This is a genomic window from Tsuneonella sp. HG249, assembly GCF_053819205.1.
In genome coordinates this window covers 1,854,087-1,871,035 of record NZ_JBSOQY010000001.1, presented here as the reverse complement: position 1 = coordinate 1,871,035, position 16,949 = coordinate 1,854,087, and the positions used below count along the sequence as shown (strand labels likewise).

The 16,949-nt window shown below is 66.3% G+C and carries 19 protein-coding genes, 1 tRNA gene and 1 pseudogene; 12 read left to right on the top strand and 9 right to left on the bottom strand.

All coding sequences use genetic code 11. The features are described from left to right. Nucleotides 1-8 precede the first annotated feature (8 nt). Genes ACWPM1_RS09450 through ACWPM1_RS09440 form a run of 3 tightly spaced genes read left to right on the top strand, consistent with a single transcriptional unit; the run spans nucleotide 9 to nucleotide 1,326 of the window. Complete coding sequence (locus ACWPM1_RS09450) at nucleotides 9-236, top strand: F0F1 ATP synthase subunit C (RefSeq protein WP_455694582.1); 228 nt, start codon at nucleotides 9-11, stop codon at nucleotides 234-236. Between the two features lie 60 nt (nucleotides 237-296). Continuing rightward, complete coding sequence (locus ACWPM1_RS09445) at nucleotides 297-791, top strand: F0F1 ATP synthase subunit B family protein (RefSeq protein ID WP_455694581.1); 495 nt, start codon at nucleotides 297-299, stop codon at nucleotides 789-791. After that, nucleotides 784-1,326, top strand: coding sequence for a F0F1 ATP synthase subunit B family protein (locus ACWPM1_RS09440; RefSeq protein ID WP_455694580.1), 543 nt, complete (start codon nucleotides 784-786; stop codon nucleotides 1,324-1,326). Before ACWPM1_RS09445 ends, ACWPM1_RS09440 begins: the two co-directional genes overlap by 8 nt. A gap of 12 nt (nucleotides 1,327-1,338) precedes the next feature. Here the strand turns inward: ACWPM1_RS09440 and ACWPM1_RS09435 are convergent, their stop codons facing one another. The 7 genes from ACWPM1_RS09435 to aroA all read right to left on the bottom strand — a co-directional run bounded on the left by ACWPM1_RS09435 (nucleotide 1,339) and on the right by aroA (nucleotide 7,799). Continuing rightward, nucleotides 1,339-2,313 (bottom strand): NADPH:quinone oxidoreductase family protein, encoded by a 975-nt coding sequence (locus ACWPM1_RS09435; protein ID WP_455694579.1) that lies wholly within the window; start codon nucleotides 2,311-2,313, stop codon nucleotides 1,339-1,341. Nucleotide 2,314: 1 nt separating this feature from the next. Next, nucleotides 2,315-2,641 (bottom strand): DOPA 4,5-dioxygenase family protein, encoded by a 327-nt coding sequence (locus ACWPM1_RS09430; protein ID WP_455694578.1) that lies wholly within the window; start codon nucleotides 2,639-2,641, stop codon nucleotides 2,315-2,317. A gap of 2 nt (nucleotides 2,642-2,643) precedes the next feature. Further along, nucleotides 2,644-3,399, bottom strand: a complete 756-nt coding sequence (gene gloB, locus ACWPM1_RS09425; RefSeq protein WP_455694577.1) for a hydroxyacylglutathione hydrolase — start codon at nucleotides 3,397-3,399, stop codon at nucleotides 2,644-2,646. A 103-nt stretch (nucleotides 3,400-3,502) separates the two neighbouring features. Beyond that, entirely contained in the window at nucleotides 3,503-5,230 is a 1,728-nt protein-coding gene (gene rpsA, locus ACWPM1_RS09420) for a 30S ribosomal protein S1 (protein ID WP_455694576.1), read from the bottom strand. A 354-nt stretch (nucleotides 5,231-5,584) separates the two neighbouring features. Further along, nucleotides 5,585-6,208 (bottom strand): (d)CMP kinase, encoded by a 624-nt coding sequence (locus tag ACWPM1_RS09415; RefSeq protein ID WP_455694575.1) that lies wholly within the window; start codon nucleotides 6,206-6,208, stop codon nucleotides 5,585-5,587. Next, on the bottom strand, nucleotides 6,205-6,471 hold the full coding sequence (locus ACWPM1_RS09410; protein WP_455694574.1) for a CBU_0592 family membrane protein: 267 nt from the start codon (nucleotides 6,469-6,471) through the stop codon (nucleotides 6,205-6,207). Before ACWPM1_RS09410 ends, ACWPM1_RS09415 begins: the two co-directional genes overlap by 4 nt. Then, entirely contained in the window at nucleotides 6,468-7,799 is a 1,332-nt protein-coding gene (aroA, locus tag ACWPM1_RS09405; RefSeq protein ID WP_455694573.1) for a 3-phosphoshikimate 1-carboxyvinyltransferase, read from the bottom strand. Before aroA ends, ACWPM1_RS09410 begins: the two co-directional genes overlap by 4 nt. 136 nt (nucleotides 7,800-7,935) lie before the next feature. On the opposite strand from aroA, the gene ACWPM1_RS09400 reads away from it, so the two are divergent. The 5 genes and pseudogenes from ACWPM1_RS09400 to rimM all read left to right on the top strand — a co-directional run bounded on the left by ACWPM1_RS09400 (nucleotide 7,936) and on the right by rimM (nucleotide 11,219). Beyond that, nucleotides 7,936-8,259, top strand: a complete 324-nt coding sequence (locus ACWPM1_RS09400; RefSeq protein ID WP_455694572.1) for a TIGR02300 family protein — start codon at nucleotides 7,936-7,938, stop codon at nucleotides 8,257-8,259. 84 nt (nucleotides 8,260-8,343) lie between these two features. Next, nucleotides 8,344-8,419, top strand: a tRNA-Ala gene (locus ACWPM1_RS09395). Between the two features lie 113 nt (nucleotides 8,420-8,532). Next, complete coding sequence (gene ffh, locus ACWPM1_RS09390; RefSeq protein ID WP_455694571.1) at nucleotides 8,533-10,002, top strand: signal recognition particle protein; 1,470 nt, start codon at nucleotides 8,533-8,535, stop codon at nucleotides 10,000-10,002. A 33-nt stretch (nucleotides 10,003-10,035) separates the two neighbouring features. Next, nucleotides 10,036-10,488: pseudogene (gene rpsP / locus ACWPM1_RS09385) on the top strand (30S ribosomal protein S16); the annotation flags it as partial. A gap of 248 nt (nucleotides 10,489-10,736) precedes the next feature. Further along, a complete protein-coding gene (gene rimM, locus ACWPM1_RS09380; RefSeq protein WP_455694570.1) occupies nucleotides 10,737-11,219 on the top strand; it encodes a ribosome maturation factor RimM in 483 nt (160 codons plus the stop codon). Here the strand turns inward: rimM and ACWPM1_RS09375 are convergent. Next, nucleotides 11,209-12,132 (bottom strand): NAD(P)/FAD-dependent oxidoreductase, encoded by a 924-nt coding sequence (locus ACWPM1_RS09375; protein WP_455694569.1) that lies wholly within the window; start codon nucleotides 12,130-12,132, stop codon nucleotides 11,209-11,211. The two genes, rimM and ACWPM1_RS09375, sit on opposite strands and share 11 nt — an antisense overlap. A 40-nt stretch (nucleotides 12,133-12,172) precedes the next feature. On the opposite strand from ACWPM1_RS09375, the gene trmD reads away from it, so the two are divergent. The 4 genes from trmD (at nucleotide 12,173) to ACWPM1_RS09355 (ending at nucleotide 15,371) form a co-directional block, all read left to right on the top strand. Further along, a complete protein-coding gene (trmD, locus tag ACWPM1_RS09370; RefSeq protein ID WP_455694568.1) occupies nucleotides 12,173-12,913 on the top strand; it encodes a tRNA (guanosine(37)-N1)-methyltransferase TrmD in 741 nt (246 codons plus the stop codon). After that, entirely contained in the window at nucleotides 12,910-13,287 is a 378-nt protein-coding gene (rplS, locus tag ACWPM1_RS09365; protein ID WP_455694567.1) for a 50S ribosomal protein L19, read from the top strand. Before trmD ends, rplS begins: the two co-directional genes overlap by 4 nt. Nucleotides 13,288-13,690: 403 nt before the next feature. Further along, a complete protein-coding gene (locus tag ACWPM1_RS09360) occupies nucleotides 13,691-14,716 on the top strand; it encodes an aspartate-semialdehyde dehydrogenase (RefSeq protein WP_455694566.1) in 1,026 nt (341 codons plus the stop codon). Between the two features lie 4 nt (nucleotides 14,717-14,720). Then, nucleotides 14,721-15,371, top strand: coding sequence for a DsbA family protein (locus ACWPM1_RS09355; protein ID WP_455694565.1), 651 nt, complete (start codon nucleotides 14,721-14,723; stop codon nucleotides 15,369-15,371). Here ACWPM1_RS09355 and ACWPM1_RS09350 read toward each other — a convergent pair. Beyond that, complete coding sequence (locus ACWPM1_RS09350) at nucleotides 15,365-16,945, bottom strand: DHA2 family efflux MFS transporter permease subunit (RefSeq protein WP_455694564.1); 1,581 nt, start codon at nucleotides 16,943-16,945, stop codon at nucleotides 15,365-15,367. The two genes, ACWPM1_RS09355 and ACWPM1_RS09350, sit on opposite strands and share 7 nt — an antisense overlap. Nucleotides 16,946-16,949: the final 4 nt, after the last annotated feature.

The following is a 16,949-nucleotide window of genomic DNA, read 5'->3' as shown; positions in this document are numbered from 1 at the left end:
TTAAGAATATGGATCTCGCTTCTGCACAGGTCATCGGTGCCGGTCTCGCCGCCATCGGTGCGGGCGCCGCGGCTGCCGGCGTCGGCACCGTGTTCGGCAACTTCCTCCAGGGCGCGCTGCGCAATCCGGCCGCTGCGCCGGGCCAGACGACCGTCCTCTACATCGGCTTCGCCGCCGCCGAACTGCTCGGCCTGATGGCGTTCGCCGTTGCGATGATCATCCTCTACGCGCGTTGATCTGGCTACGGCGGGCGCCAGCGTCCGCCGCGTCCTGTCACAGAACGTAAAGCGAAACAGATGCCCCAGATTTCTCAGTTGGCGCTGGTCTATCAGTCGCAGTGGTTTTGGCTGCTGCTGACGTTGGGCGTGATATTCTTCGTCGTCGGACGAGGGATCCTGCCGAAGGTCGAATCGACGATCGATGCGCGAGACGCGCAGATCGCCGCCGACCTTGCGGAGGCTGAGCGACTGCGGGCCGATGCCGACGCGACCGAGGAAGCTTGGCGGGCGAAGATCAACGCCGTCCATGCCGAGGCGGCTGCCCAGGCGGCCGAGGCAAAGGCCAAGGCGCAAGCCGCGGCGGACAAGAGCATCGCCAAGGCGAATGCCGATCTCGCCAAGAAGACGGCCGAAGCCGAGGCGTCTCTCGACGACGCGCGGCGCAGCGCCCGATCGGAAATTGAAGGCGTCGCCGCCGAGGCGGCGCGCGACATCGTCGCCAAGCTGACCGGCGCCAGCGTTACCGACGCTGCCGCTCGCAAGGCCGTTGCGGGAGCCCTGAGCCGTGCTTGACTTCCTGACCGCCACTGCCGCTCACGCGGGCGAAGAGCACGCGGCGCCAGGCGCGTTCGGCGTCGAAGCGCTGGGTCCCGGCTTCTTCGTGGCGCTCGCCATGCTCGTGGTGTTCGCGATCATGCTCAAGGCGGGCGTGCCGAAGATGATCGCAGGGATGCTCGACGCGCGAATCGGCGAGATCCGCAAGCAGCTCGATGAAGCCAAAGCGCTACGCGCTGAGGCGGAAAAGCTGCGCGACGAATATGCTCGCAAGGCCGCCGATGCCGAGAACGACATCGCTGCGATGCGCGCCTCGGCCGAGCGCAATGCGTCCGAGATCGTCGAAAAGGCCAAGGCGGACGCCGCCGCGCTGATCGCCCGGCACAAGGCTTCGGCAAGCGAAAAGATCGCCGCGGCGGAGCGCTCTGCCATCGCCGACCTGCGGACTCAGGCTGCAGCGGCCGCGGCCACCGCCGCGCGTCAGCTGATCGCCGAAAAGCATGGCGAGACCGCAGATCGCAAATTGGCCGACGAGATCATCGCGGGGATCTGAGCGCCTGGGCCTTCAGGGCCGCAGGACGATTTTCCCGACCAGTTTACCTGTTGCCATCGCCTCGAGTCCCTCTCGCCATGCGGCGAGGGGAAGCACTCGATCGATCAGCGGGCGGAGTTGACCCTCCGCAGCAAGTCGCGAGACTTCGTCAGCGATGCGTGCGCCCCGGTCTGGAAACCGCCGTGCGTATTCGCCCGCGCGGACGCCGACTATCGCGAATCCCTTGATCAGCGGGATGTTGACGGCAACTGTAGGAATGCGCCCCGCGACGAAACCGACCACCAGCAGCTTTCCCCCGAACGCGACGCAGCGGGTGCTTTCGTCGAACACGTCTCCGCCGACGGGGTCGAGCACGAGATCACACAGCGCGCCGCCGGTCAGCTCGGCCACTTCCTCGCGGAACCGCCCGCGATTGATGATCACCGCCTCGGGCCGTGCGGCGAGGCGAATGGCCTCGGCCTTCGCCGGATCATGCGTCGCTGCGACGACCCGGGCCCCCAGCGCGCGCGCGAGGTCGCAAGCCGCCAAACCCACGCCTCCGCTGGCGCCGTGGACCAGCACCCATTGCCCCTTCTCGAGACCCCCCATTTCGACAAGCGCGGTGTAGGCAGTGACGTAGGTGGCACCGAGCGCGGCGGCCGAATCGTAGTCCAGTCCGGCGGGGACGGGGCGCAGCGAACGAGCGGAGATGCTCGCCAGTTCGGCGAAGGCGCCCGTCTTGGAGCCGCCCATCACCCGATCGCCCGTCGCGAACCGCGAGCCCGCGTCCGCTTCCAGCACTTCGCCGGCGAGTTCCATGCCGCTGGTGAAGGGCGGGTCTGGGCGGAACTGGTAGGCGCCCCGGGTCATCAGCAGGTCGGGATAATTGAGCGATGCCGCGCGGACCTGCACGAGTACTTCGCCCCCGGCGCGTAGCGGAGGCGCGATGTCCGTGAGAGCAACGCCCGAGAGGTCCTCCGAAAGGTGCTCGACCCGGAGCGCCTTCATTTCAGTCGAAGATCGTGAGATCGAGCGGCTCCGAAGGGCCGAACCAGACAACGTAGCGGCTGTGATCGGCCCGGTCGTCGCCGCTCAATCCGTGGGCGAAGATCGTCAGTCCCTTGCGAGCTTCCGGCGCCCACAGCGCGAAGCGGGCGAACTCCTCCGGGCGGAGCGAGAGCTGCACCGAGCCGCGCGGGTGCGGCCCGACCGGCGCGGTGTGGAAGTGGCCAACCGGGCAACCGAACTTGGTGTGCGCCGCATCCGCCAGAGCCTGTGCCTGCGCGAGCTCGTGCGGGTCGAAGTAGATATGCGCGTGAAAGCCGCGGATCGCCACGCTCAGAAGTTGTCCTTCGCCGCGCGCAGCCTGGCGAACGTCTCGTGCGGTTCGTGGCCGCCCCAGCGGTTGCGCAGGTCCTCGCGGTGAGCCCGCAGGAAGGGGTTGGTGAGTAATTCGCGCTCGAGTTTGGTGGGAACGGTCGGCTCGCGTCGGGCGCGGCGGTCTTCGATCTCGGCCACGTAGAGCTGCAGGTCGAGATTGTCGGGATCGGCGTGCAAAGCGAACCTGGCGTTCGACTCGGTGTACTCGTGCGCGCAATAGAGCATCGTTTCGGGGGGAAGCGCCTTGATGCGCTCGAGGCTGCTCCAGAACTGCTTCGGCTCACCTTCGAACATCCGCCCGCATCCCAGGGCGAAAACGCTGTCGCCAACGAAGGCGAGCCCGTCATCGGCGAGGTGATAGGCGATGTGGCCGTTGGTATGTCCTCCGACGTCGATGACCGCAGCTTCGTGTTCACCAAGCATCACGGTGTCGCCGTGCCGCACGATCCGGTCGATCGGCGATATCCGCTCGACTTCGGCCGGGGCGACGATCGCGCATCCGGTCGCGGCCTTGATCGCGGCGTTGCCGCCCGCATGATCGGGATGCCAGTGCGTACTCCAGATCTGGGTGATCTGCCAACCTTTCGCCGCCGCTTCGCGGAGGTAGGCGTCGCCGTCCGGCGTATCGATTGCGGCAGTCTCGTTGCTGACAGGATCGTGGAGCAGGAAACCGTAGTTATCGCTCAGGCAGGGGAACTGGTGGATTTCAAGCATGGGGGGAAAGTAGGCTCTTCGCCCGATGTAGGAAAGGCCCGCCTGCGAGCCCCTGAACGGGTACTCGCGGGCGGGCCTTCCTGTCCCATAAGGGGGAGGCTGCCTACTCGGACTTCGCCTTCAGCGCTTCGCCGAGGATGTCGCCGAGCGACGCACCCGAATCCGACGAACCGTACTGCTCGACGGCCTGCTTCTCTTCGGCGATCTGGCGCGCCTTGACGGAGAAGTTGGGCTTCTTCGAGCGGTCGAAACCGATAACCATGGCGTCCAGCTTCTGGCCGACCTGGAACCGGTCGGGCCGTTGCTCGTCGCGGTCGCGGCCGAGGTCGCTGCGCTTGATGAAGCCGGTCGCGCCGTCGTCGCCGACCTGCACTTCCAGCCCGCCATCGCGCACTTCGAGGACGTTGACGGTGACGATGTCGTTCTTCTTGACGCCAGAGGCCGAGGAAGTCGCGCCGCCCGCTGCCGAAGGCGCGCCCTTCTCGAGCTGCTTCATGCCGAGGCTGATGCGCTCCTTCTCGACGTCGACGTCGAGAACGATGGCCTCGACCTCTTCGCCCTTACGGTGCAGCGCCAGCGCGTCCTCGCCCGAGATGCCCCAAGCGATGTCGGACATGTGAACCATGCCGTCGACGTCGCCGGGCAGGCCGATGAACAGGCCGAATTCCGTCGCGTTCTTGACTTCGCCGGTGACCTTGGCGCCGACCGGGTGAGCTTCCGCGAACTCTTCCCACGGATTGCGCTGGGCCTGCTTGAGGCCCAGGCTGATGCGGCGCTTGTCGCTGTCGACCTCGAGCACGATCACTTCGACTTCCTGCGAAGTCGAGACGATCTTGCCGGGGTGCACGTTCTTCTTGGTCCAGCTCATCTCGCTGACGTGGACGAGGCCTTCGATGCCGGGCTCGATCTCGACGAAAGCGCCATACTCGGTGATGTTGGTCACCGTGCCGCTCATCTTCATGCCGATCGGGTACTTGGCGGCGACGCCATCCCACGGATCGCTCTCGAGCTGCTTCATGCCGAGGCTGATGCGCTGGGTCTCGGGGTTGATGCGGACGATCTGCACCTTCACCGTGTCACCGATATTGATGACTTCGCTCGGGTGGTTGACCCGCTTGTAGCTCATGTCGGTGACGTGGAGCAGGCCGTCGATGCCGCCAAGGTCCACGAACGCACCGTAGTCGGTGATGTTCTTGACCACGCCATCGATGATCTGGCCCTCGACGAGCTTGTCGATCAACTCGCTGCGCTGTTCGGCGCGAGTTTCCTCGAGCACCGCACGGCGGCTGACCACGATGTTCCCCCGGCGGCGGTCCATCTTCAGAATCTGGAACGGCTGCGGCATGTCCATCAGCGGGCCGACGTCGCGGACCGGACGGATGTCGACCTGGCTGCCGGGCAGGAAGGCCACGGCACCGTCGAGATCGACGGTGAAGCCGCCCTTGACCCGGCCGAAGATGCGGCCATCGACGCGCTTGCCTTCGCCGAATTCGCTTTCGAGCTTGTCCCAGGCGGCTTCGCGGCGGGCGCGGTCGCGGCTGAGCATCGCTTCGCCGTCGGCGTTTTCGACGCGGTCGACGAACACCTCGACTTCCGAACCGACCGACAGGCCGTGCTCGGTGTCTTCGCCGCCTTCGCCGCGGGTGAATTCCTTGAGCGCTACGCGCCCTTCGCTCTTCAGGCCGACGTCGATCACGGCCATGCCGTTCTCGATCGCGGTCACGGTGCCCTTGACGACGCGGCCTTCGAAGCCGTCTTCGCCGGCGCCGCCGAGCTGTTCGTTGAGAAGCGCCTCGAAATCGGCGCGGGTGGGGTTGGCAGTCGATGCCATAGGATCAGGGTTCCTGTTCACGTTTTGCTACCGGCCGCCGGTTTTACCGGGGTCTTTCTCCGCGTCGGCGGGATTGCCATAGCGGGCCAAGAGGGCCGTGGTCTCCGCGGAGCCGCATGCGCCGCGAAGGTCCTGTCGAGCGAGGCTGTCGGGACGGGCGCGCCCTTACGCGGGAGAGTGCCGAAGGGCAAGCGCAAACCGGCCAGGCTTGTAGGACTTGGCACACATGGCACACAGTACAGATAATGAAAACTCGGCCGCGCGAAAGCTTAAGGTTCGGGATCGGGGCGAGCGGTTCGAAAGGGTGCATGGCCGGCCTATGCCGCGCGCATCGTGTGTAGGAAAATGGATTTGTCAGCGCCGCCGCGCTGTCTCGACTGCCTCGATGGCCGCAGCCAGCGCCTGCTCCCGGGTCATTGCCGAAGTGTCGATGACGAAGGCATCGTCGGCGACGCGTAGCGGCGCGTCGGGGCGGCCGGTATCGCGTGCATCGCGGGCGCGAATATCGTCGGCGATCGCTTCGAGCGACACATCGAGCCCATGGTCCCGCATTTCCGTGAACCGACGCATGGCGCGTGCTTCGACGCTGGCAGTGACGAACAGCTTCACGTCGGCGTCGGGCGCGATGACCGTGCCGATGTCGCGCCCGTCGAGCACCGCCCCGCCCGGCTGGGTGGCGAACGCACGCTGGCGTTCAAAGAGGGCCTGCCGGACCGAAGGGTGGATCGAGACGCGGCTGGCGAGCCCGCCGGTTTCCTCGCTGCGCAAACGCGGATCGCTGAGCAGGCTGTCGGGAAAGCTGGTGGCGGCCAGCGCATCCCCGCCGTCGTCCGGATTGCCGCCGTCGAGGTACACCTGCCGTCCGACCGCCCGGTAGAGCAAGCCGGTGTCGAGGTAAGGCAGCCGGAAATGCCCGGCGAGCCCGCGGGTGATGGTTCCCTTGCCCGATGCCGTCGGGCCGTCGACGGCGATGATCATGCCGCTGGTGCGCGCTGCCGCAGCGCCTTCACCAGACCAAAGATCGCGATGGCTGCCCAGAAGCCTTCGAGGATGAGGCTGGCGAGGTTGGTGTGCACCAACAGCGATACGGTGAGCAGCGCCGCGCCCGCCAGGTTGGTCCCGTGCAGCACGAACGGGTTCGGCCGGTCGTGGAACGTCAGATAGGCGTAGGCGGCGATAATGCAGAACGTGCCGGCAAAACCGATCCAGTTGGCGATCTGGGGGTCGAGTGCCAGGCTCATGCGCACGCCTTTTCCAGCAGCGTCTCGAAGGCAGGGAAGCTGGTAGCGATCGGGCGGATGTCGTCGACCTCGACCCCGTCGCTGCTGGCGAGACCGGCAATCGCCATGCTCATCGCGATGCGGTGATCGAGGTGGGTCTGAACACGGGCATCGGCGTTGCCGCGCAAGGGTTCGCCGCCGGTGCCACGGACCACCAGCCCGCCGGGGGTTTCCTCGATCTGCGCGCCGGCTCCGGTGAGCGCGGCGGCCATCACGGCCAACCGGTCCGATTCCTTCACGCGCAATTCGTCGAGCCCACGGGTGACCGTGCGTCCTTCCGCGACGGCCGCGGCGACGAAGAGGATGGGAAACTCGTCGATCATGCTCGGTGCCAGTACGGGATCGACCTCGATGCCGGTGAGGGGCGCGTAACGGACGCGCAGATCGGCAACGGGCTCGCCGCCCACATCGCGGCGATCGAGCTCTTCAATGCGGGCGCCCATCTGGCGCAGAACCTCGACGAGGCCGGCGCGCGTGGGGTTGAGGCCCACGTTCTCGATCACAAGGTCGCTGCCCTCGACGATGGTGGCGGCAACGAGGAAGAACGCCGCCGAGCTTGGATCGCCGGGGACTTCGATCGATTGCGGCGCGAGATCGGCTTCGCCGCGAATGCGGATGATGCGTTCGCCGCCGGCTTCCTCGACCTTCAACTCCGCGCCGAAGCCGCGCAGCATTCGCTCGGAGTGATCCCGTGTCGGAACAGGTTCAATCACCGTGGTGATCCCGGCGGTGTTGAGCCCGGCGAGGAGCACCGCGCTCTTCACCTGGGCGCTGGCGACCGGAAGCCTGTATTCTATCGGCACCGGAACGCGTGCGCCGGTCATCATCAAGGGCAGTGTTCCGTCGGGGGATGGCGTGAAGCGGGCGCCGATGCGGCCTAGCGGCTCGATCACTCGGCCCATCGGTCGGCGTGACAGGCTGGCGTCACCGGTGAAGCACGCGGTGATTGCGTGGCTGGCCAGCAGTCCCATGAGCAGCCGGGTCGAGGTGCCGGAGTTACCCATCTCGAGGGCCGCACCGGGCTGAAGCAGCCCGCCGACGCCAACGCCATGAATGCGCCATTCGTCGCCGACCTTGTCGACGCTCGCCCCCATCGCCCGCATCGCGGCGGCGGTGGCCATCACGTCCTCGCCTTCGAGCAGGCCGGTGACGCGCGTCTCCCCGACGGCCAGAGCGCCGAGCATGACCGCCCGGTGGCTGATCGACTTGTCGCCAGGCACGCGTATGCGTCCGCGCAAGGGGCCGGAAGGCAGGAAGCGTCGGGGAGTGGGAAGTCCGGGGTCCGTCAAAGCGCGCGGCTTTTGACAGCGGGGGTGGGTTCTGGCAAGGCGCGCCCGCTCTTGATTCCGGTGCATCGCCACCCATCAAGTCTTCCACGAATTTGGCCCTGTCCGCATCCGGACCAGGCAGCATTGAGGAATTTCCATGGTCAAGCCTGAATGGGGCGCCAAGCGCCAGTGCCCCAAGTGCGGTGAGCGCTTCTACGACCTTACGAAGGACGAGCCGGTCGAGTGCATCGAATGCGGCGAGAAGTGGTTCCCGGAACCGGTCCTCAAGTCCAAGCAACCGATCCCGTTCGAGGAAGAGAAGAAGAAGGACGTCGAGCCCGATGCCGACCTGGCGGGTGACGATTTGGAAGACATCGAAATCGACGAAGACGAGGATTCGCCGGACAACGATGTCGACCTCGGCGGGGATGACGACCTCGGTGTCACGACCGGCGGCGACGACGACGAAGACGATAGCTAAACTGCTTGCCAAGCGCGGGCCTCGCTCATAAAGGGCGCGGCCTGCCGGCTCCTCCCAGGGGGCGGGGCAAGCAATCAGTGGCACGGGGCCTTAGCTCAGCTGGGAGAGCGCCTGCATGGCATGCAGGAGGTCAGCGGTTCGATCCCGCTAGGCTCCACCACTGAAACAGATAAAGTCGGGTTTCTCTTTGTGGGATCCGCACGCTGGCCGACGAGGTTTCGTCCGCCGGCGTTTTTCGCATTTGGCGGTTTACCGCCGTTTTTGAGGTAGCGCATGTTCGACAACCTGTCCGATCGCCTCGGTACCGTGTTCGACCGCTTGCGCGGTCGCGGCGCGCTGAGCGAGCAGGATGTGCGCGATGCGATGCGCGAGGTGCGCGTCGCTCTGCTCGAGGCGGACGTGGCGCTACCCGTCGCGCGCCGGTTCATCGACGCGGTTACCGAGAAAGCCATCGGGCAGGACGTGCTGCGCTCGGTCATGCCGGGGCAGCAGGTCGTCAAGATCGTCCACGACGAACTCGTCGAGATGCTCGGGGGCGGGGACGGGGCGGTTGCCGAAGGGCTGAACCTCGCCGCCAAGCCGCCGGTCGTGGTCATGATGGTAGGCCTCCAGGGCTCGGGCAAGACCACCACCACTGCCAAGCTCGCCAAGTGGATCCGCGAGAAGCACGGCAAGAAGGCGCTGATGGCCTCGCTCGACGTCGCCCGCCCGGCGGCGCAGGAGCAGCTCGAAGTGCTCGGCACGCAGGTCGACGTCGCCACCCTGCCGATCCTCAAGGGCCAGCAGCCGGTCGATATCGCCCGGCGCGCGCTGGAGAGCGCCAAGCTTCAGAACATCGACGTGCTGCTGCTCGACACCGCCGGCCGGCTCCACGTCGATCAGGCGCTGATGGACGAGATGAAGGCGGTCGCCGGGGTCTCGGCGCCGACCGAAGTGCTGCTCGTGGTTGACGCACTCACGGGGCAGGACGCGGTCAACGTCGCGCAGTCGTTCTCGGGCGAGGTGCCGCTCACCGGCGTGATCCTCACCCGGATGGACGGCGACGCGCGCGGCGGCGCGGCGCTGTCGATGCGCCACGTCACCGGCAAGCCGATCAAGTTTGCCGGTACCGGCGAGAAGCTCGACGCGCTCGAGGCGTTTCACCCGGGCCGGGTCGCCGATCGCATCCTCGGCATGGGCGACGTCGTCAGCCTGGTCGAAAAAGCAGCGGCGCATATCAAGGAAGCCGACGCCGAGGCGATGGCCAAGCGCATGGCGAAGGGTCAGTTCGACCTCAACGACCTGCGCACGCAGCTCAAGCAGATGCAGAACATGGGCGGCATCGGCATGCTCGCGGGCATGCTGCCGGGCATGAAGAAAGCCAAGGCGGCGATGGCGCAGAGCGGCGTCGAGGACAAAGTGCTGGTCCACATGGATGCGGTGATCGGTTCGATGACGCCCAAGGAACGCGAACGGCCCGAGCTGATGAACGCCAAGCGCAAGAAGCGCGTCGCGGCGGGTGCGGGACTCGACGTGCAGGACGTCAACAAGCTGCTCAAGATGCATCAGGAAATGGCCCGCGCGATGAAGCAGATCCGCAAGATGGGCGGGTTCAAGGGCCTCGCCGCCGCGTTCGGCAAGGGCGGGCTGGGCGGTGCGCTTGGCGGCATGGGAATGGGCGGAGGCGGCGGCGCCCCTTCGCTCCCGGGCCTGGGCGGCGGCAGCATGCCCGGCAACATGAACGATCTTCTACGAAAAAAGTGATTTCAACGGTTTAGAATCGAAAGGTAAGACAACATGGCAATTGCAATCCGGCTGTCGCGCGGTGGCGCGAAGAAGCGGCCCTACTATCGCATCGTGGTGGCCGACAGCCGCTCGGCGCGCGACGGCAAGTACCTCGAACAGATCGGCACCTATAATCCGCTGCTGCCCAAGGACTCGGGCGATCGCGTGAAGCTCGACGGCGACCGCGCGAAGCACTGGCTCTCGGTCGGCGCTCAGCCGTCGGACCGCGTGGCCCGCTTCCTCGATGCCGCAGGCGTCCGCGAGCGCGCCGCGCGGAACAACCCCAAGAAGGGTGAGCCGGGCGAAGCCGCTAAGGAACGCGCCGAAGAGCGCGCCGCCAAGGCCGCCGAGGCTGAAGAGGCCGCCGCTGCTGCTGCCGCCGCTCCGGCGCCCGAGCCTGAGCCCGAAGTTGTCGAGGAAGCTGCGGCTCCCGCCGAGGAAGCGCCCGTCGAGGCCGCTGCCGAAGAGACTCCCGCTGAGGAGCCAGCTGCGGCCGAAGAAGCGACCGCCGAAGCGCCTGCCGAGGAAGCCGCTGCAGCTGAGGAAGCCGCGCCCGCCGAGGAAGCCGTCGCCGAAGCTCCGGCCGAAGAAGCCGCTCCGAGCACTGACTCGCCGGCCGAAGGCGCCGCCGAGGCGAACGAGGGCAGCACCCTGAAGGCGAGCTCGGACGAGCCCGTCGAAGGCAGCGACGAGAAGGCCGAAGGCTGAGCCCGATGGACAAGCCCGTCACCCTCGCCGCCGTCGCCGGCGCGCACGGGGTGACGGGCGAAGTCCGGTTGAAGCTGTTCGGCGAGGGCGCTGCGGCGCTGGCGCGATACAAGAGCTTCAACGACGGCGCGCTGACGCTCACCAAGACGCGTGACGACGGCAAGGGCGGCGCGATCGCCCGCTTCGCCGAGATCGCCGACCGTACAGCGGCGGAAGGCTTGCGCGGGACCGCGCTGACAGTCCCGCGTTCGGCAATGCCTGCGCTGGAAGAGGGCGAATATTACCACGCTGACTTGCTTGGCCTCCCCGTGGTTTCTCCGGAAGGCGAGCCGCTGGGCACGATTGTCGGCGTCGAGAACTACGGCGCAGGCGACGTGCTCGAGATCGAGTTCCCGGACGGCAAGCGCGCCATGACCCCGATGAACGCCGATGCGGTGCCTGAGTGGGACGAGAACCGCCTCGTGGTCGACCCTGCCTTCATCGCCTGAGCGGACGCTCCTTCGCCAGGTGATTGCGGATAGTCGTGGCGGCGACGCCCGCCTGGCCCATCGCGTTGCTGATCTGGTCGAGGCCCTTCACGACGTCGCCGGCGGCGAACAGGCCGGGCACCGATGTCTCGTAGTGGTCGTCGGTCAGCAGGCAACCGTCCTCGTCAGTCCGCGCCGCGATGAGCCCGATCAGCTCCGAACGTACATGGCTGCCGAGTGCCGGATAGACGCTGTCGAACGCCATGCGCTTGTTGGCGGTGTCGAACGCCAACTGGTCGCCTTCAATGGCATAGCCGCCGCACGGACCGTGCTCGACCACGATGCCGGCCTCGGCCAATTCGGCGCAGCACGAATCGTCTAGTTCGTGATCGCCCTTGGGGCAAACCAGCGTAATGTCCTTCGTGAAACCGCGCAGAAACAGCGATTCAGCGGTGCCGTGCTTGCCGGTTCCAATTACCGCGATGCGCTTGTCGGTCACCTCGTATCCGTCGCAGACGGGGCAATAGCGCAGCAAGCCGCGCGCAAGCGCCTCGTCGTGCACTTCGTCCGCCAAGGCGTCGGGCCGGCGATTGACCACTCCAGTAGCGAGCAGGACGGCCCGTGCCTGGTAGGTGCCTTCATCGGTACCGACGATGAAATGATCGCCCACTTTGGCGAGGTGCTCGACGGTCTTCTCCTCGCGGATCGCGCCGTATTTGCGCGCCTGCTCGCGCATGCGGGCAAGCAGTTCCTTGCCCTCGATCCCGTCGGGGTAGCCCGCGTGATTGTGGGTGCAGGGTATCCACGCCGCGCGGCTCGTGCCGCTATCGAACAGCCGGATCGAGAGGTGATAGCGCGCGAGATAGATTGCCGCAGTGAGCCCCGCGGGGCCCGCGCCAATGATAATGCAGTCGTCGGGCGCTACCTCGTCCATTGCTTGCCTTGATCCCGTCTCGTGGCGCATGGGCGCGCCGATGACCTTCGCCGCCACCGTCTTAACGCTCTACCCCGAGATGTTTCCCGGGCCACTCGGCATTTCGCTCGCCGGGCGCGCTCTCGAGCGAGGCGACTGGAGCCTTGAGACGGTCCAGATCCGCGACTTCGCGACCGACAAGCACCGCACTGTCGACGACACTCCCGCCGGGGGAGGGGCGGGGATGGTGCTCAAGGCCGATGTGCTGGCGGCGGCGGTCGATAGCGTAGGAAAAGCGCGGCCGGTCCTGGCCATGACTCCCCGTGGCACACCGCTCGACCAGCAACGTGTTCGCGAACTTGCCGCGGGCCCCGGCGTGACCATTCTGTGCGGCCGCTTCGAGGGCTTCGACGAGCGCCTGTTCGAGGCCCGCCCGCACATCGAACAGGTCAGTTTGGGCGACATCGTCCTCTCGGGCGGCGAACCCGCCGCGTTGGCATTCCTCGACGCTTGCATTCGCCTGCTCCCCGGCGTAATGGGCGCCCCGCTCAGCGGAGCCGAGGAATCCTTCGAAGAAGGGCTGCTCGAATATCCGCAGTATACCCGACCATATGAATGGGAAGGGCGCACGATCCCCGAAGTGCTGCGATCGGGGGATCATGCGAGGATCGCGGCATGGCGCAAGTCCATGGCCGAGACCGACACACGGCTACGCAGGCCGGACCTTTGGGAGCGCCACGCCGGCGCTCGGGTCCAGTCTGCCTCTGGTGCGCAGCGCGAAACGAAGGAACCGGACCAGTGAACCTGATCCAGACACTCGAAGCCGAAGCTATCGGCGCCCTTTCCGAGGGCAAGACCATTCCCACCTTCCGCGCCGGCGACACGCTGCGCGTGGGCGTGCGCGTCGTCGAAGGCACGCGTACCCGTACCCAGAACTTCGAAGGCGTGTGCATCGCGCGCTCGAACCGGGGCATCAACAGCAATTTCACCGTACGCAAGATGAGCTTCGGCGAGGGCGTCGAGCGCGTCTTCCCGCTCTACTCGCCCAACATCGAGAGCATCGACGTGGTTCGCCGCGGCGTGGTCCGCCGGGCGAAGCTTTATTACCTGCGCGGCCGCACCGGCAAGCGCGCTCGCATCGCCGAGCGCAAGCAGACGGTCAGCAAGGAAGGCTAAGCCTTCGCGCGACGTTATAAGCGATCACCAAGGGGCGCCTCGGGAAACCGGGGCGCCTTTTTGTTGGCAGGTAAAGATGGCGGGGCAGCGCCGGGGGGCCAGTGGAGCCGCCCCGCCAGTCGATGGGCGTAAGACTGTTCCAGGAGACGTCTCGGCGTCACACCGGGAGCCCCCCATTCCCGCGTGACGCGGGTGTCCTTTGCATATCGGAATCGTGCGGCGCGATTGCGCCGAGCGACCCGGTGCGGGCAGTGTGGGGAAGGGCCTGTTAGGCAAATCTCAATAAAGCCGGTCAACCCGAATTTAACCATGCTTAGGCGGTGCATACGAACCCTGCATTGCGCTTCGGGCATTAGCGCGTAGAGGGGCGCCTCCCGGCGTCGGGTGCGAAGGAGTGAGCGAAGTGGGTTACCGAGTGGCGGTAGTCGGTGCGACCGGCAACGTGGGCCGCGAAATGCTGAACGTGCTCGCCGAGCGCGAATTCCCGTGCGACGAAGTCGCGGCCGTGGCGAGCGGGCGCTCGACCGGCAGCGACGTCGAGTTCGGCGACACCGGCAAAATCCTCAAGTGCAAGAACCTTGAGCACTTCGATTTCGCCGGCTGGGATATCGCCCTGTTCGCCGCGGGCAGCGGCCCGGCCAAGGAGTATGCGCCAAAGGCAGCGGCCGCGGGCTGCGTGGTGATCGACAACTCGTCGCTTTACCGCATGGACCCCGACGTGCCGCTGATCGTGCCTGAGGTGAATCCGGACGCGATCGACGGCTACGTGAAGCGTAACATCATAGCCAATCCCAACTGCTCGACCGCGCAGATGGTTGTCGCGTTGAAGCCGTTGCACGATGCGGCAGGCATCAAGCGGATCGTGGTCAGCACCTACCAGTCGACCTCGGGCGCGGGGAAGGCTGGCATGGACGAGTTGTTCCAGCAGAGCCGGGCGATCTTCGTCGGCGACGCGGTCGAGGTGAGCAAATTCACCAAGCAGATCGCGTTCAACGTGATCCCGCACATCGACAGCTTCCTCGACGACGGATCGACCAAGGAAGAATGGAAGATGGTGGTCGAGACCAAGAAGATCCTCGACCCCAAGATCAAGGTCACCGCCACTTGCGTGCGGGTGCCGGTGTTCGTCGGCCATTCGGAGTCGATCAACATCGAGTTCGAGCGCGAACTGTCCGCCGAAGCGGCAATGGACATCCTGCGCGAGGCCCCCGGCGTCATGCTGATCGACAAGCGCGAGGATGGCGGATACGTCACCCCGGTCGAAAGCGCGGGCGACGACGCGACTTTCGTCAGCCGCGTTCGTGAGGATCCGACGGTCGAGAACGGTCTCAACATCTGGTGCGTCAGTGACAACCTGCGCAAGGGCGCGGCGCTGAACGCGGTCCAGATCGCCGAGTTGCTTGGCCGGCGCTGCCTGAAGAAGGGATGACTGGATGGGGCTGAAAGCGGACCTGTTTTTCAGCTTCCGCAGCCCCTACAGCTATCTGGCGGTCGGGAGATACCGCGAACTGGCGCGCGACTATGCGGTCGATATCGCGCTACGCCCGGTCTATCCGCTAGCCATCCGCGAGCCCGATTTCTTCGAGCGCAGCCATCCCAACTGGCTTCGCTACACATTCCTCGACATGTTTCGCGTGGCGCAGATGGAAGGCATCCCGTTCGGCCCACCGCAGCCCGATCCCATCGTGCAGAATTCGGTTACCCGCGAGATCGCGTGCGAGCAGCCATTTATCCGCCGGATCACCCGTCTCGGCCAGGCCGCGGCGCGCCGCGGCAAGGGGATCGAGTTCGCGCATGAGGCGGGCATGCTGATCTGGGGCGGGGCGGAAGGCTGGCACGAAGGCGACCACCTCGAAGGCGCGGCGACCCGTGCGGGTCTCGATCTTGCCGAACTCGATGCCGAAGCGGCGGGGCAAGCCGACGCCCTCGACGCGGAGATCGCGGCGAACCAGCAGGCCCTCGAGGAGGCGGGCCACTGGGGTGTGCCGACGCTGGTGTTCGACGGCGAGCCATTCTTCGGGCAGGACCGCATCGCTATGGCCAAGTGGCGAATGGAGCAGAAGGGCCTGGTCTCCCGTCAGTGATCCATTGGTGCGCCAGACGGCCCGCTCTGCGGCGCGGCACGGCGCATGAGCAGAGTCAGCGGCACTGCTGACATCGCCAGCCACATCATCAGGTAGAAATCATCGATGTAAGCGACAATTGCCGCCTGGCGGTTGACCTCGTTGTCGAACAGCCTGAGCGCCACGTCGGCGGCGGATTGGTAGCGGTCGATCGTCGTCAGATCGACGGTAGCCAGTCCGGCTGGGTCGAGGCGGCCGCCGATCTCTTCGTGCCCGCGCTGGATATTGGCCGCGAGCAGGATCGTGGTGATCGAGATCCCCACCGATGCGCCGAGCGAGCGGGCCAGGTTCAGCAGGCTCGAGCCGTCGGTACGGAGCTGCGGCGGCAGGGTGGAGAACGAGGTAACATTGACGGGGATGAAGATCAGCCCGAGGCCCAAGCCTTGAACCAAGCCGTCGGTGACGAACTGCCAGGTATCCGCCGCGAGCGACCACTGGGCCATCTGCCACTGAGAGTAAGCGGCAATCGAGAACCCGGCCGCAACGATCCACCGGGGGTCGGCCCCGCGCCGCAGGAGTAGCCCGGAGATCTGCATCGATATCAGCACTCCGATGCCGCGGGGCATCAGTACCAGGCCGGTGTCGATCACGTCGAACCCGAACAGGTGCTGCAACATAGGTGGCATCAAGGCCATGTTGGCGAACAGGACGACGCCGACGACGATCATGAACAGGAGCCCGATCGCGAAGTTGCGGTCGCCGAACAGCGAGGTCGCAAATAGCGGGTTTCTCGCCGTCGCGAAGTGGATGACAACCATCCACCCGGCGCTCAACGCCACGAAGGCGTATATCCAGATTTCGGTCGCATCGAACCAGTCGACGTGATTGCCGCGGTCGAGCATCAATTGCAGGGCCGCCAGGGCCAGTCCGAGCAAGGCGAAACCCATCAGGTCGAACGGACGGCGGGCGCCGTCCCGCCTCGGTAGCTCGGCCAGCAGTATCGCCAAGGAGATCGCGCCGACCGGCAGGTTGACGTAGAAAACCCAGCGCCAGTTCGCGCTTTCCGTCAGCCAGCCGCCGAGGATGGGTCCGAGGATGGGGCCGAGCATGATGCCGATCCCCCAGATGGCCATTACCTGCGGGTGGCGGCTCGGCCGGTTGGTATCGAGCATGAAGCTTTGGCTGAGCGGCGGGATGAAGGCTCCCGCTACGCCCTGGAGTGCGCGGAAGATCACCATCTGCTCGAGGTTCTGTGCCGCCCCGCAGAGCATCGAAGTCGCGATGAAGCCCGCCACCGACCAGATGAACAGCCGCCGGCCGCCCACCCGGTCCGCGAGCCAGCCCGTGATCGGCATCGCGACCGCGCTGGCGATGATGTAGCTCGTGAGCACCCAGGTGACGCTGTCCGCCGTCGCTCCCAGTGAACTCTGCATGTGCGGGATGGCGACGTTGGCGATCGTCGTGTCGAGGATTTGCATCAGGGACGCGGCCATGATGCCGACGAGCAGGATGGCCTGGTTGCGGACGGGGAGGCGGGGTTCGTCGGCGACGTTCGCGGTCGCGATTGCATCCCGTGGAAGCGCGGCGGACGCCACGGCG